This window comes from Micromonospora chaiyaphumensis (assembly GCF_900091435.1).
Taxonomy (GTDB): Bacteria; Actinomycetota; Actinomycetes; order Mycobacteriales; family Micromonosporaceae; genus Micromonospora; species Micromonospora chaiyaphumensis.
In genome coordinates this window covers 165128-180005 of the sequence record NZ_FMCS01000005.1, presented here as the reverse complement: position 1 = coordinate 180005, position 14878 = coordinate 165128, and the positions used below count along the sequence as shown (strand labels likewise).

Here is a 14878-nt window from a genome sequence, read left to right as displayed (position 1 = left end):
GGTCGTCGCCCCCGTTCCGCCGTGGCGGTCAGCCGCAGAGCCGGCCGATCTCTTCCCGGAACCGGTCCATGGGGTTCGACCCGGCCGGGCCGAGCAGGTATTCCTTCAGCTCCCGCCGCGCCTCGGTCATCGGGTCGTTCCCGGCCCGGGTGACGGCGAGGACCTTCGGCAGCTCACCGCAGTCCCGGGAGAGCAGGTACGCGGCCCGAGCCGTGGGGTAGGTGCGGCGGAACTCGTCCTCCGGCAGGCCGGCCGGGTTGGCCACCACGTACGGGCGCTCGCTCTGCACGAAGTCGGAGACCACGCTGGACACGTCGCTGATGAGCAGGTCGGTGACGTTGAAGCAGTCGAACAGGCCCGGGGTCCGGCCGGTGACCACCAGGTGCGCGGTGCCGTCGAGCGCGGTCGCGTCGGTCTGCCCGCCCGCGGCGCGGAGCCGGGCCACGATCCGCTCGTGCACCGCCCGGGCCTGCTTGGAGCGGGTGCCGGTCAGCGGGTGCGGCTTGTAGATCAGCCGGAGGTTGCCGGCGGCGAGCAGCCCGGACACGATCCGCTCCCCCATCAGCACCAGCGAGGTGTGGTAGGGGTCGTCGTCCAGCCAGCCCTCCCAGGTGGGGGCGTAGAGCACCGTGAAGACGTGGTCGGCGGCGCCGGAGCCGAAGGTGTGCACCCCGGCCAGCTGCGGCCGGCCGATCTCCACGATGTCGCGGTCCAGCACGCCCACCCCGGCGCGGGCGTACCGCTCCCGGCCGGCCGGCCCGGCCACCCAGACCTCGTCGTAGACCTTGCTGTACGGGTTGACGCTCGCCTGCTTGTCGCTGTCGCCGTGGCCGATGAAGACGTGCGTCACGCCCGGCTCGCGCAGCATGTGGATGTTGGCGCCGACGTTGGCGACGTACAGGGCCACCCGGATCGCGCCGAGGTCGAGGTTCATGAAGTCCACGCCGGCCGGTACGCAGATCACCGGCAGCCGGGTGTCGGCGAGCTCGTGGAACGCGTCCTCGCTGCGCAGCAGCACCACGGCGCGGCGGCCGGCCGCCTCGACCGGCGCCAGCCACATGTTGGCCTGGTAGACGTCCTTGGCCGGGCCGGCGAAGTAGAGGGCCACCTCGGGCCGCTCCCGGGCCAGCCAGTCGTGCACGGCGGGCAGCACGCCGGGGGCCGTCCCGCGCCCGCGCACGAGGGTGAGCGCCAGCACCGCGGCGGTGACCAGGCCGGCGGCGAGCGTGACCAGGCCGGTGACCACCACGGGGGCCACCCGGTCGGCCACCGCGGCCACCACGGCGGCCGGAACGAGCAGCACGTTGAGCAGCGGCAGCCGCAGGCCGGCCAGGTGCCGCGCCCAGACCGGCGGCACCAGCACCCGGCGCAGCGTGCCGAGGTCGAGGTTGCGGGTGAGGGCCGGGGTGGCGGCCCGCCCGTCGACCACCCTGGTCAGCACGGTGGTGCCGACGGCCACGGTCCAGAGGGCGGCCGGCAGCAGCAGCACCGCGAGGGTGCCGGCCACGCCGGGACGCACCGTGCTCAGGACCAGCAGCACCACGGACAGGTCGCGGACCAGCCGCCGGAAGACCAGCCCGAGGCCGGCCTTGCGGACCAGCCGGCCGGTCTCGACGTACCGGGTGGCGAGGGTCAGCTCACCGGCGATGACCACCAGCGCGGCGACCGCGTACGGGACCACCAGACCGAGGACGCCGGAGAGGATCATGACCCCGTAGCCGAGCAGCGTCAGGCCGACGGTGGCGTAACCCTGCTGGCTCCGTACCCTGCTGAACAACCCCATGCTCCCTGTCTGCCCATCGGCGTCGAGGTCACCCGATATCGGGCAGCTCGGAACGGGGCGACCAGCACCAGTATTGCCGGGGTTCGGCCGGACGGTCCCACAAAGCGGGCCCCGGCCGTCGGAACGGCCGGGGCCCGCGAGCGGGGAGATCGGTCAGCCGCCGATGACCACCCGGCGGACGCCGGTCCAGCGCGCGGGGTCGGTGACCCGGCGGCCGTCGACCAGGACCGTCACGCCCGGCAGGTCCGCCGGGGTGAGGTTCCGGTACTCGGCGTGGTCGGCCTGGATGACCGCGGCGCCGACCGGCTCGCCCTCGTAGCCGGGAAGGCCGTGCGCGGCCAGCTCCTCGTTCGTGTACATCGGGTCGGCGACGTACGGGACGGCGCCCCGCGCGCGCAGCGCCTCGACGGTCGGGAAGACGCCGGAGAACGCGGTCTCCTTGACGCCGCCCCGGTAGGCCGCGCCGAGCACCAGCACGCCCACCCCGGTCAGGTCCCCGTACGCGGCGGCGAGCAGGTCGACGGCGTAGTCCGGCATGGCGGCGTTGGCCTCGCGGGCCGAGCGGACCACGGTGGCGGCCGGGTCGTTCCACAGGTACATCCGCGGGTAGATCGGGATGCAGTGGCCGCCCACGGCGATGCCCGGCGAGTGGATGTGGCTGTAGGGCTGGGTGTTGCAGGCCTCGATGACCTTGGTGACGTCGACGCCCACGGTGTCGGCGAAGCGGGCGAACTGGTTCGCCAGGCCGATGTTGACGTCGCGGTAGGTCGTCTCGGCGAGCTTGGCCAGCTCGGACGCCTCGGCCGAGCCGAGGTCCCAGACGCCGTTCGGGCGGTCGAGGTCGGCCCGCTCGTCGAAGTCGAGCACCGCCTCGTAGAAGCGCACGCCGTGCTCGGCCGACGCCTCGTCGATGCCGCCGACCAGCTTCGGGTAGCGGCGCAGGTCGGCGAAGACCCGGCCGGTGAGCACCCGCTCCGGGCTGAACACCAGGTGGAAGTCCCGGCCGGCGGTGAGGCCGGAGCCCTCCTCCAGCATCGGCGCCCAGCGGTTGCGGGTGGTGCCGACCGGCAGGGTGGTCTCGTAGCTGACGAGGGTGCCGGGCTTGAGGCCGCGCGCGATGGCCCGGGTGGCGTCGTCCATCCAGCCGAAGTCCGGCACGCCCTCGGCGTCCACGAAGAGCGGCACGACCACGACGACGGCCTCGGACTCGGCGACCGCGGCAGCGGTGTCGGTGGTGGCCGACAGCAGCCCGGCGGCGACCGCCTCCTTGAGCTTGACGTCCAGGTCGGCCTCGCCGGGGAACGGCACGGCACCGTCGTTGACCAGCTGGACGACCCGCTCGGAGACGTCGGCACCGATCACGCGGTGCCCCTTCGAGGCGAACTGCACGGCGAGCGGCAGACCGATCTTGCCGAGCGCGACGACGCAGATGTTCATGAAACTACTTTCCTCCAGAGGGCCAGATTCGGCGCAGGCGGGCAAGGAACCGACCGGCGGTCACCGGCGTGATCGCGACGATCACCTGGCCCTTGTGGTTGGTGGTGGGCGTGACGAGGTGGAACCGGACGCCGTGCCGGGCCAGCCGCCTGGGCGCCGCGACGCGGCGCTCCGTCCGCAGCGGCGCCGAGCCGGTCCCGCCCAGCGCGGTCACCTCGGCACGAACCACCCGACGCTCGCCGTTCGCCGCGACGACCGCGAGCAGCCGGTCCACCGCGAAGTCCGTCCGTACGACGGTACCGGTGCCGTCGGGCGCGACCGACGTCACACCCGTCAACTCGCCGACGCTCACCCGGAGCACGTCGGCGGACAACTCGGCCCAGCGGCTGCGGGCGGTGACCACCAGCACCCGGGCGCCCGCGGCGTCCCGCCCCCAGGCCAGCTCGGTCGCGGTCAGCTTCGCCAGCACCTTCGCGGCCTGGTCGGTCACGTCGTACCAGTCGTCCGGGTAGCCGAACGCCGGGTCGCGGAAGCCGACGTGGTGGGCGTACCAGCGGCCGTCGGCGATGGTGACCTCCGGCAGCGCCTTGTCGGCCTGCTGCCCGATCAGCTCGCGGAGCTGGGCCAGGTCGCCGTCCCGCGCGATCACGAGCCGCAGCCGCAGGTCGGGCGCCATCCGGGCCAGGATCCCCTCGGTCAGGTAGGCCTCGGCGAGCTTGCGGATCCGGTCGTGGACGTGCTGCTGGACGTCCGGGGAGAGGTCCAGGAACTCCCGCCGGAGCAGCTTCGCCACCTCCCAGCTGAAGTGGCGCAGCAGCACCGCGTCCCGGCGCGGACCCGGCTCGACGAGCCCGGCCACGAAGGCGACCAGCTCCTCGGCGCAGCGCAGCCGCTCCTCGAAGCGGCTCGCGTAGGTGATGTTCTGGGCGTTCTCCCGCCTGACCGCGTAGTAGTACTCGTAGTCGGCGAGCACGGAGATCTTCTTCGCCCGGAAGCAGGCCTCCAGCGTGAACGGCTGGTCGCTGCCCATCCGCATGTCGGTGCGGAACCGCAGGCCGTGCCGCTCGACCAGGTCCCGCCGGAACAGCTTCGTGTTCGACAACGACCAGGGCAGCGGGCTGTCGAACAGGTCGAGCCGTTCCTGCGTGCTCGCGTAGGCCGCCTGGTGCACGTAGCGCTTGTTGGTGCCGACCATCCGGCCGAGCACCACGTCGGAGTCCCACCGGTCGGCGGCGGCCACCAGGCGCTCCAGCGCCTCCGGGCCGAGGTGATCGTCGGAGCCGATGAAGAAGACGTACCGGCCGCGGGCGTGGTCGAGGGCGACGTTGCTCGGCGCGGCCGGGCCGCCGGAGTTGGCCTGGTGCAGCACCCGGACCGTGTCCGGGTAGCGCTCGGCGTACCGGTCCAGCTCGGCGCCGCTGCCGTCGGTGGAGCCGTCGTCGACAGCGACGACCTCCAGCCGGTCCAGCCCGATGGTCTGCCCGACCAGCGAGTCCAGGCAGGTGGTCAGGTAGGGCATCGTGTTGTAGACGGCGACGACCACCGTCACGTCCGGCTGCCGGCTCACGCGCCCACTCCCACCGACGTCGGGGCCGCGCCGGGGGCCGGGTCACCGGCCGGTGCCGGCGGGGCGTCGGGCACCAGCCGGGAGTAGACGCCGTCGAGCACCTGCGCCTGCGCCTCCCAGGTCCAGCCGGCCAGCAGACCGGGCCGGTCGTACGCGGCGCGGTAGCGCGCCGGGTCGGCGAGCACCGCGGTGACCGCCCGGACGAAGTCGGCCACGTCCTCGGCCGTGAACACCTCACCCTGCCCGGTCTCGCGGACAGTCTCCGCCATGGTCTGCACGTCGGAGACGACCAGCGGGAGGCGGGCGTGTGAATATTCGAAGAACTTGGTGATCAGCGCGATCTCGTGGTTGGGCCAGTGCTGGATCGGGATGACGCCGACCTGCGCGCCGGAGAGGAACCGCACCACCTGGTGGTGCGGCACGTAGGGCAGCACGTGCACCCGGTCCGCCACGCCCAGCTCGCCGGCCCGGGTGACCAGGCCCTTGACGTACGCCGAGGTGGGCTTGTTGACCACAAACGCGACATGCGCGCCGGACAGCCGGGGCAGCGCCTCGACCATCACCCCGAGGCCGCGCTTGGCGGCGGCCACCCCGCTGTAGACCAGCAGCGGGGTCTCCGGGCCGATGCCGCAGAGCGCGCGGATGTCCGGCACCGGCTCGCCCGCGTCGGCCGGCAGCTCGGCGACCGCCGGGGCGTTGAGCACCACCGCCGGGCGCTCCGCCAGCCCGTGCTCCCGCTGGAGCAGGTCGGCCAGGCCGCCGGAGACGGTCATCGCGGCGTCCGCGTACGGCACGTACTCCCGCTCGTGGGCCACGTTGCCGGGCAGCCAGCGGGCGTTGTCCCGCCACGGCTGCACGCCCGGCAGGTACTCGTGGGCGTCCCAGACCAGCGCGATCCGGCGGCCCTTGGCGGCGGCCCGGACCTTCGCGCGGGCGCCGACGCCGATCATCCGGAAGTCGTTCGCGTGGATCAGGTCCGGAGCCAGCTCGTCGACGACCGGGCCGTAGGCCAGCTCGTAGTCCCACAGCCCCGGCTCGAGCCGGCGCCACGCGCCGTCGCCGCGCAGCCGCTGCCAGAACAGCGTGTACGCCCGGTCCCAGGGGCCGTCGAGCTTGCGGCCCTTCCGGGCCTGGTTGAGCTGCCGGTTGCGGAAGCCCACCCACTTGCGGGTCAGGCCGGCGAGCTTCTCCTCGGCGCGCAGCGCGGCCCAGGGCAGGCCACCGGGCCGGCCGGCGCCGGACTCCCGGGCCGCGGTGGTCAGGGCCGCACGCCGGACCGCGAGGTCGGCCCGCCAGGCCTTCACGGCCTGGGTGCGGTGGGCGGCGATGCCGGAGGGCGGGTAGGCGAGCGGCCGGCGCAGCCAGACCCGCCGGAACTCGTGCCGACGCCGGGCGAGCGGCTCGGGCATCGGGACCAGGCGGACCTCGGCCTCGCCGAGGCGCCAGCTCTGCGGCTGCCCGACCGGCGCGCGGCCGAGAAGGACGACCTCCCAGCCCGCCTCCGCCGCGGAGCGCGCCGCCTTCTGCACCCGGGAGTCCCCGATGACCCCGTTGTCCACCAGCATGACGACTCGTCCCCGGGAGGCCGCCGGGGCGGTCGTGCCGTCAGATCCCATCCCTGCCCGTTTCCGTCGTCGCCAGCACCGCACCCGCGGGACCCGAGCGAGTCTACGACAACGGATCGGCGGGAAACGCCCGCCGCGGTCGGCGGTCCGCGCCCGCGTGGGCCGGTTGCTACCCTCCATGCTGTTCAACGACCGGTGACCTCGTCGGATGGCGGGCCGGGCCGGCGTCGAGCCTCCCGACGGACCCGGCGGCCCGCCGGATCACCCCAGCTCAGCGCGGACAGGATCGCACAATGGACGTGGTGACCACCGAGGAACCGAGCCGGCCGGCGCCGGCCCCGTCCGCGGAGCCGGCGAGCCCGCCGCCGGGCCACGCGGGCCTCGGCGTACGACTCCGGAACGCCGCCCGGCAGGCGCTGCCCGCGCTCGCGGCCTACGCCGTGATCCGCCTGATCGGTGTGCTGGCCGTCTATGTCTGGGCCCGCAACCTGGGCGTGTCCCCGGGTCAGCGGCTCACCAGGTCGGATGCGACCTACTACCTCTCGATCGCCCAGCACGGCTACGACGGGTACGCCAAGACGCAGAGCGACATGGCGTTCTTTCCGCTCTACCCCGGCCTCGTCGGCGTCCTGGAACGGATCGTTCCGCTCAGCCCCCGCGACGTGGCGCTGATCGTGGCGTGGCTGGGCGGCCTGGCGGCCGCCTGGGCCCTGTTCGCGATCGGGGCGTACCTGCACGATCGGCGCACCGGGGTGCTGCTCGCCGCACTCTGGGCCGCGCTGCCGCACGCGATCGTGGAGTCGATGGCCTACAGCGAGACCCTGTTCACGGCCCTGACCGCCTGGTCGCTCTACGCGCTGCTGCGCCGCCAGTGGCTCGCCGCGGGCGTGCTCTGCCTGTTCGCCGGCCTGACCCGGACGACGGCCTCGTCGCTGATCCCGGTGGTCGGGTTGGCCGCGCTGATCGCGGTCGTCCGGCGCCGGGACGGCTGGCGGCCCTGGGCGGCCATGCTGCTGGCGCCGGCCGGCTGGCTCGCCTACCTGGCCTGGGTGGGCGTGCAGACCGGGCGGCCGGACGGCTGGTTCCACATCCAGTCCGCCGGGTGGGGCAGCAGCTTCGACTTCGGCGTCTACACCTTCCAGCGGGGGCGGGAGGTGCTGGCCCAGCCGGCGGCGCCACAGATGCTGGTGGTGAGCGTGGTGGCGCTGCTCGCGGTGATGTTCTTCGTGCTGAGCGTGCTCGACCGGCAGCCCTGGGAGTTGCTGCTGTACAGCGGGTTGCTGCTGGTCACCACGCTGGGCTCGGCGGGCTACTACCACTCCAAGGCACGGTTCCTGCTGCCGGCGTTCGCGCTGCTGCTCCCGGCGGCCGTCGGCCTCGCCCGGGCCGGCCGGGCCCGGGCGGTCACCGTGCTGGTGGCGGTGACCGCCTTCTCCACGTACTTCGGCGGCTACTTGCTGCTGATCTGGACGAGGTCGCCGTGACCGGCACGCGGTGGCGGCGACCCGCCGTCACCGCGTGAACGGCCGGACGTCCCACAGCCAGACGTCGTCCACCCGCTGCCCCGGGCCGTACAGCGCGTCCAGCACGACCTTGAGGTTGTCGTGCCCCCGCGCGCCCCGGTCGGGCAGCGCCACGGCGTCGGCCTTCCAGTACCGGACGTCGGACCGGGCCTGGGCGATGTCCGCCGGGCCGACCGTGGTGTCCCGTTCGCCCCGCGACACGGCGGTGAGCAGCTTCGCGGTCGGCTGCGGCTCCACACCCCAGCGACCGGTGGCGTCGGTGGCCGAGACCGGGCCGAGGAAGTAGCCCTCGGGCACGGCGAAGCCGGCCACCGCGGCGGAACTCCAGTAGAGCGAGGTCATGCCGCTGACCGGCACCGGCACCAGGGTGCGGCCGGGCGCCACGTGGTCGCGCCACGCGCCGCTGGTGACGAAGTCGGGGACGGGCACCCGGCCGCGGGCCTCCAGCGGGGTCGGCAGGATCGGCAGCAGCGCGGCCAGCGCCGCCACGGCGGCCAGCCGGGGAACCAGGCGGGCCTCGCCCGCGTCGGTCGCCCGGATCCGGGCGAGGCGGTCCCCCGCGACCGCGAACAGCACGCCGAGCGCCGCCGTGGTGATCAGCGCGAACCGGGAGACCACCACCGAGTCGAAGACCGGCAGATCGGTCACCAGCGCGAACGGCGCCGGCACGTCGGTACGCCGGGTGCCCCAGGTCCAGGTGGTGCCGATCGAGAAGACCGCGGAGATCGCGATCACCACGGCGAGCACGCGGACCACGATCTCCCGGCGCAGCCACCAGCAGGCGGCCAGCGCCAGGACCACGACCGACCAGCCGTAGAAGCTCGACTGCTCGGTGGTGTTCGGGCCCCAGCGCAGCGCGCTGGTGGGGCTGCCGGCCACCGACTCGGTGGCGTAGCGCACGAACGAGCCGACGGTCAGCGCGTAGACGTCGGGGTTGCCGGGGTGCCCGACCCGGTGCTGCGGCCCGGCGAACTGCATCCACAGCGGGTACGCGGCGGCGGCGCCGACCAGCACGCCGGTGATGGCCAGTCCGCCCAGCAGCGGCCGGGCGCGCCGCAGCGCCTCGCGGGGCCGGAAGATCAGGTAGCCGACCACCATCATGAGGCAGCCGAGCGCGGCCAGGAAGAGGATCTCCAGGCTCACGAAGAACTGCGCCACCACGAGCCCGCCCAGCACCAGACCGTCTCGGACGACGTGGCCGCCGCGGGCCAGCCGGACGACCCGCCACAGGATGAACGGCACCAGCCACTGGGCGGTGATGTGCGGGTGCCCGTTGCTGTGCGAGACGAGGGCCGGCGCGAAGGCGCAGAACAGGCCGCCGACGAAGGCCGCGGCCCGGGACGACACCAGGTGCCGGGAGAGCACGTGGTACCAGGCGTACGCGGTGCCGGCCAGGTTGAGCGTGATGAACAGCAGGTAGGAGAAGGAGGCGCCGAACAGCAGGGTGAACGGCGACAGGACCAGGCCGGGCAGCTGCATCCCGACGTTGGTCATGAGGTTGATGCCCGTCGGGGCGTTCTGCAGCGTGGTGAAGAACGGGTTCTCCAGGTGGCTGACCGCGTGCGCGCCGTAGGCCAGCATCCACTCGTTGAAGCCCTGGTCGTTGGGGCGGCTGCCGAGCAGCCGGCCGCTGTGGTCGAGCCAGCCGCGGGCGGTCACCCACAGGGCGCCGGCCAGGTAGACCGCGGCGACCAGCAGGTCCGGGCGCAGCCGGCGCCAGCGGGCGGGGCCGGTCGTGGCCGCCGGCTCGCGCTCCTCCGCGCCGGCCGGTGGCTCCGCCCCCTCGGGGGCCTCAGCGGTGGCGCGGGCGGTGGCGTCGGTCACCGGTTCGCCGTCGGCGGAGGTGCGGGTACGGATGTCGGGGCCCGGGGCGGTCATGGCGCCGTAGTGTACGCAAGCCACGCGCCGCCTCCCGGCCAGGCTCGCCCCGCCCGGCGGCACACGTCCCCCGCCCGGCGGCCCGGAGGTGCGGGTCGTGAACTGTCCGGGAAGATCCCCCGTCGGTGCGGCGAACGGGACGCAACGCCCACCCGGCGGTCCGGCGACCTCCGCCGGCCTTCCGGCCGCCACGGCGCCGGTGAGGCGCGGACGACCGGCCACGGTCGGTTAGGGTGGTGCGCTGTGTCCCGGCCCGCGCCACTCGTCGCATCCGCCCCGCTCGGGGCACCGATGACCGGATCCACCCGGTGGCGCTCGGCACGATTCGCCACCGGCCGCCACCACGTCCGTCGTCCGTCACCGGCGGGGGCACTACTATTCCTAGGGCCGCCCGCCCACGACCCGGGCCTCCGCGACCGGCGCGCCCGATCCACCCGCAGTCCCCGTCGCAGATCACGAGGAGTCACGCAGTGAAGGTCGTCAGCATCGTCGGCGCCCGTCCGCAGTTGGTGAAGCTGGCGCCCATCGCCGCGGCCTTCGCCGAGGACGGGTGCGAGCACGTGATCGTGCACACCGGCCAGCACTACGACGCGGACCTGTCCGACGTGTTCTTCTCCGGCCTCGGCATCCCCGACCCGGACGTGCACCTGGGCATCGGCTCCGGCAGCCACGGCGTGCAGACCGGCAACACGCTGGCCGCGCTGGACCCGGTGCTCGCCGCCGAACGGCCGGACTGGGTGCTGGTCTACGGCGACACCAACTCGACCCTGGCCGGCACGCTGTCGGCGGTGAAGCAGCACCTGCGGGTGGCTCACCTGGAGGCCGGGCTGCGCTCGTTCAACCGGCGCATGCCGGAGGAGCACAACCGGGTGCTCACCGACCACGCCGCCGACCTGCTGCTCGCTCCCACCGAGGAGGCGATGCGGCACCTCGCTTCGGAGGGCCTGGCGTCCCGCTCCCACCTGGTGGGCGACGTGATGGTGGACGTCTGCCTGCGGGTCCGGGACGACGTGTCGCAGGGCGGCCAGCCCCGGCCGGCCCTGCCCGAGGGGATCGACCCGGACGCCCCCTACCTGCTGGCCACCCTGCACCGCGCGGAGAACACCGACGACCCGCAGCGGCTCGCCACGCTGCTCGACGCGCTGGCCGACCTGCCCGTGCCGGTCGCCCTGCTGGCCCACCCGCGGCTGGTCGCCCGGGCCGAGGAGCACGGCCTGAAGCTGTCCCGGGGCTCGCTGCACGCCGGCCGTCCGCTGCCGTACGCCGCCATGGTGGCCGCCGTGGTCGGGTCCGTCGGCGTGGTCACCGACTCGGGCGGCCTCCAGAAGGAGGCCTACCTGCTGGACCGCCCGTGCACCACCCTGCGCACCGAGACGGAGTGGGTGGAGACCCTCGCCGACGGCTGGAACGTCCTCGTTCCCGACCCGCGCGAGCTGGGCGCGCAGTGGGCGACGACGGCGACCCGCCCCGCCCCGGAGGCGCCCCGCGGCACCCCGTACGGCGACGGCCGGGCGGCCCACCGCGTCGCCGAGACGCTGCGCCGGCACCTGGCATGACCGCGCGTCCCCTCTTCACGATCGGCTACCTGCGATGAGCAATCGAGTTCTCCCCCTCCCCCGGTCCGGCGGCGGGAAGCGACCGCACGCCATCTACCTGGCGATCGGCTTCCCGCCCGCGGCGAAGAGCAGCGCCTACCGGCTGCGCGAGACAGCGAACCAGTTCGTCGCCCTGGGGTGGGACATCACCGTCATCACCATCTGCCAGGAGGCCTGGGAGCGGGAGTACGGCCTGGACCACACCCTCTCCGAGAAGGTCGACCCGCGGGTCAAGGTGGTGGAGCTGCCGCTGATCCGGGAGGACCTGGAGACCGACATCCGGGCCTTCTCGGAGGAGCGCTCGCTCGACCCCGCAGGGTGGATCAAGCGCCTGCGCCAGCGCGAGCAGAAGGTCTTCCCGGAGCCGGTCTTCGGCGGGTGGCGGTACGACCTGGAGCAGGCGGTGCTGCGGGTGCACCGTGAGCACCCCGCCGACCTGCTGCTCGCCTCCTGCGCCCCGTACGTGAACCTGGCCGCCACGTGGAAGCTGTGGGAGGAGCACAAGGTCCCCTACGCCGTCGACTTCCGCGACGGCTGGTCGCTGGACGTCATCGGCGGCGGCGAGGCGTTCACCCGGGACTCGGTCTCCGGTCGCTGGGAGTCCAAGGTGCTGGAGCACGCCGTCGCGGTCTGGTGCGTCAACGACCCGATCGCCGGCTTCTACCGCGAGCGGTACCCGCACCTCGCCGACCGGGTGCACGTCGTGCGCAACGGCTACGACGAGGACAGCCTGCCGGACGTCAGCGGCCGGTCGCCGGACCCGGCCGCCGGGCTGACCTTCGGCTACCTCGGCTCGGTCAACTTCACGCCGGCCTTCCTCGAGTCGGTGCTCGACGGGTGGCGGATCGCCCGGCGGGACGACCCCGTGCTGGCCAGCTCCCGGTTCGAGGTGCGCGGCCACATCGGCGCCGGCCCGGCCCGCGAGGCCAACCGCCACATGGACCTGCTCAAGGAGGCCGCCGTCGACGGGGTCAGCTTCGGCGGCCCGGTGCCGAAGGCCGACCTGGCGGCGACGTACGGCTCGTGGGACGCCCTCGTCCTGATGCTGGTCGGCGGCCGCTTCGTCACCTCCGGCAAGGTGTACGAGTTCATGGCCACCGGCCTGCCGGTGCTCTCCGCCCACGACGTCGACCACGACGCGACGAACATCCTGGCCGGGCATCCGCTGTGGACCGGGGCCGTCGGCCTGGACCCGCACCGCCTCGCCAACTCCTTCAGCGAGGCCGCCCGGATGGCCCTGAAGGCCACCGACGCCGACCGGACCGCCGCGCGCCGGCTCGCCCGCCGGTTCGCCCGGCCGGCGGTGCTCGGCCCCGCCGTGCGTCACCTCACCGAACTCGTCCGGCCCACCACGGCCGGCGATTCCGCCCCGGCCGCTTCGACGGAGGATGTCCAGCTGTGACCACCGTGCTCATCGTGGCCGCCACCGCGCCGAAGCAGCCGGCCGTCCTGATCGAGGCGCTCGAGCGCTTCCGTGCCCGGGGCGCCAGCGTCACCGTGGCGTGCTTCTTCAACAGCGCGGACCTGCCGGTCGACCCGGCGCTGGCGGAGGTGCGCACCTTCGCCGTGCCCGGGGAGAAGCGCGACGCCCGGCTCCGCAAGGCGCTCGGCCGCGCGCCGGCCAACCGGAAGGTGTGGCTGCACGCCCGGCGCAACGCGTGGCTGCGGCAGCTCTACCGGAAGGCGGACCTGCTGGTCGCCCTCGACGCCCGCGCCGTGCACACCGTGTGGGAGATGGCCCAGCGCAACACCCGGGCCGGCGCCTACTACGGGCTCGTGCCGGCGCAGCGGGCGCTCGACGCCCGGCGGCCGGAGTCGGTGGGCCGGCGGCTGGAGCGTCAGGTCTCCGCGGCGGCGGGCATCGGTGCCCGGGGCGCGCGCCGGGCGGCGACGCAGACCGTCCGGACCACGTTGCGCAAGGCCACCGGGCAGACGGTCATGAGCAACCCGGCGGGCGCCTGGTTCTGGACCCGCGCCGTGGCGGCTCCCCGCGTGCCGGACCGCTTCCGCAGCAAGCTCGCCGTCCGGCTGCACGACAGCGCGGTGAAGGCCGGCCGGCCGGCCGTCGCGGCCCGGGCCGCCTCCGCCGCGGTCAGCCGGATCAGCAGCGCCGGCACCCGCGCGGACGTGCTCACCAAGGCGGCGCAGGCCGAGCTGGCGCTCGGCCGGGTGCCGACCGGCCTGCACGACGCGATCCGGGCCCAGCTGGCGCTGGCGGACAGCCTGCTCCCCCGGGACAGCAAGAAGGCCGCCGCAGCCGTGTCCAGGGCGTGGAGCCTGGCCTCCAACCGGGTGCTGCACTTCGACCGGCTCTCCTCGCCCATGAGCGAGGACCCGGGGGCCTTCCTGGCGCCGTTCCGGGAGAGCACCGCGGCCCGGAAACTGTCCGCGAAGCGGGGCCGGCTCGCCCCGGCCGCCCCGGTGCCCGCCGACCGGCCGCTGCGGCTGCTGGTCACCACGCTCATCAACGACAACTTCCTCCAGGAGATCCTGGAGCGCTACCGGGCGATGCCGAACGTGGAGGTCCGGTTCCTCGACCTCTACGACGACCCGGTGACCCGGCCGCTGGCCCTGAGCGGCAGCACCGTCATGGAGCACCTGCTGGCCGGCGAGTCGTCGTACGGCGCCAAGATCGAGGAGTGGCTGCGGCCGCACCTGGACTGGGCGGACACCGTCTTCGTCGACTGGTGCCAGGCCACCGCGGCGCTGTTCACGCTGCACGACCCGGGCACGGCCCGGATCATCGTGCGGCTGCACAGCTTCGAGGCCTTCAACTTCTGGCCGCACCTGGTGGACTTCTCCCGGGTCGACGACGTCGTCTTCGTCTCCGAGCACCTCAAGGACCTGTCCACCGCGGTGCTGCCCCAGCTCACCGAGGCGGACGGCCCCCGGCTCCACGTCATCGACAACGCCATGGACCTCCAGCGGTACCCCCGCTCGAAGCCGGCGGACGCCCGGTTCACCCTCGGCATGGTCGGGTTCAGCTCGGTGGCCAAGGACCCGCGCTGGGCGATCGAGGTGCTGCGCAGGCTGCGCGAGCGGGACGAGCGCTACCGGCTCACGCTCATCGGCAGCGACTTCAACAACCGGACCAGCAAGCCGGCCAAGGACTACGGCAAGCTGTTCAGCAAGGACCTGGCCGAGCTGGAGCCGCTCGGCGCGGTCCGGCGGTACGGGCAGACCGACGACGTCCCGGCCGCGCTCCAGGAGGTGGGGATCATCCTCAGCGCCTCGGTGCGCGAGAGCTTCCACTGTGGCCTGGTGGAGGGCGCGGCCAGCGGGGCGGTGCCGGTGGTCCGCGACTGGCCGTTCTTCGCCGGGAAGCCGCACGGCGCCCGTAGCCTCTTCCCCGCCGACTGGGTGGTCGCCACCCCCGAGGAGGCCGCGGAGCGGATCCTCGCCGCCACGGCCACCGAGGAGCGGTGGGCGGAGGCCGGGCGGGCCGCGTCCGAGCACGTCCTGAAGACGTGGGACTGGACCGTCACCCAGTCCGGCTACGACCGGCTGCTGCTGGACGACTGAACCGCCCG

At 74.0% G+C, this 14878-nt stretch carries 9 protein-coding genes; 4 read left to right on the top strand and 5 right to left on the bottom strand.

Annotated elements, in window-relative coordinates:
* Positions 1–28: 28 nt before the first annotated feature.
* From GA0070214_RS15410 to GA0070214_RS15395, 4 genes are all read right to left on the bottom strand, one after another.
* Positions 29–1777 (bottom strand): CDP-glycerol glycerophosphotransferase family protein, encoded by a 1749-nt coding sequence (locus tag GA0070214_RS15410; protein ID WP_091263368.1) that lies wholly within the window; start codon positions 1775–1777, stop codon positions 29–31.
* A gap of 159 nt (positions 1778–1936) precedes the next feature.
* Positions 1937–3220: a nucleotide sugar dehydrogenase gene (locus GA0070214_RS15405; RefSeq protein ID WP_091263366.1), complete on the bottom strand. Its 1284-nt coding sequence runs from the start codon at positions 3218–3220 to the stop codon at positions 1937–1939.
* Positions 3221–3224: 4 nt separating this feature from the next.
* Positions 3225–4787, bottom strand: a complete 1563-nt coding sequence (locus GA0070214_RS15400; RefSeq protein WP_279615661.1) for a glycosyltransferase family 2 protein — start codon at positions 4785–4787, stop codon at positions 3225–3227.
* Positions 4784–6352, bottom strand: coding sequence for a glycosyltransferase family 4 protein (locus GA0070214_RS15395; protein WP_091263364.1), 1569 nt, complete (start codon positions 6350–6352; stop codon positions 4784–4786). The genes GA0070214_RS15400 and GA0070214_RS15395 overlap by 4 nt, the downstream gene beginning before the upstream one ends.
* Before the next feature lie 293 nt (positions 6353–6645).
* On the opposite strand from GA0070214_RS15395, the gene GA0070214_RS15390 reads away from it, so the two are divergent.
* Positions 6646–7836: a hypothetical protein gene (locus tag GA0070214_RS15390; RefSeq protein WP_091263362.1), complete on the top strand. Its 1191-nt coding sequence runs from the start codon at positions 6646–6648 to the stop codon at positions 7834–7836.
* A gap of 27 nt (positions 7837–7863) precedes the next feature.
* Here GA0070214_RS15390 and GA0070214_RS15385 read toward each other — a convergent pair whose 3' ends face one another.
* Complete coding sequence (locus tag GA0070214_RS15385; protein ID WP_091263360.1) at positions 7864–9753, bottom strand: DUF6311 domain-containing protein; 1890 nt, start codon at positions 9751–9753, stop codon at positions 7864–7866.
* Positions 9754–10223: 470 nt separating this feature from the next.
* On the opposite strand from GA0070214_RS15385, the gene wecB reads away from it, so the two are divergent.
* The 3 genes from wecB to GA0070214_RS15370 are packed head-to-tail and all read left to right on the top strand — an operon-like array spanning position 10224 to position 14870.
* Positions 10224–11309 (top strand): non-hydrolyzing UDP-N-acetylglucosamine 2-epimerase, encoded by a 1086-nt coding sequence (gene wecB, locus GA0070214_RS15380; protein ID WP_091263358.1) that lies wholly within the window; start codon positions 10224–10226, stop codon positions 11307–11309.
* Between the two features lie 34 nt (positions 11310–11343).
* Positions 11344–12750, top strand: a complete 1407-nt coding sequence (locus tag GA0070214_RS15375; RefSeq protein WP_091263356.1) for a glycosyltransferase family protein — start codon at positions 11344–11346, stop codon at positions 12748–12750.
* The gene (locus tag GA0070214_RS15370) at positions 12747–14870 is read left to right on the top strand and encodes a glycosyltransferase family protein (protein ID WP_208602789.1); all 2124 of its coding nucleotides are present in this window, start codon (positions 12747–12749) and stop codon (positions 14868–14870) included. Before GA0070214_RS15375 ends, GA0070214_RS15370 begins: the two co-directional genes overlap by 4 nt.
* The last annotated feature ends 8 nt before the right edge of the window (positions 14871–14878 follow it).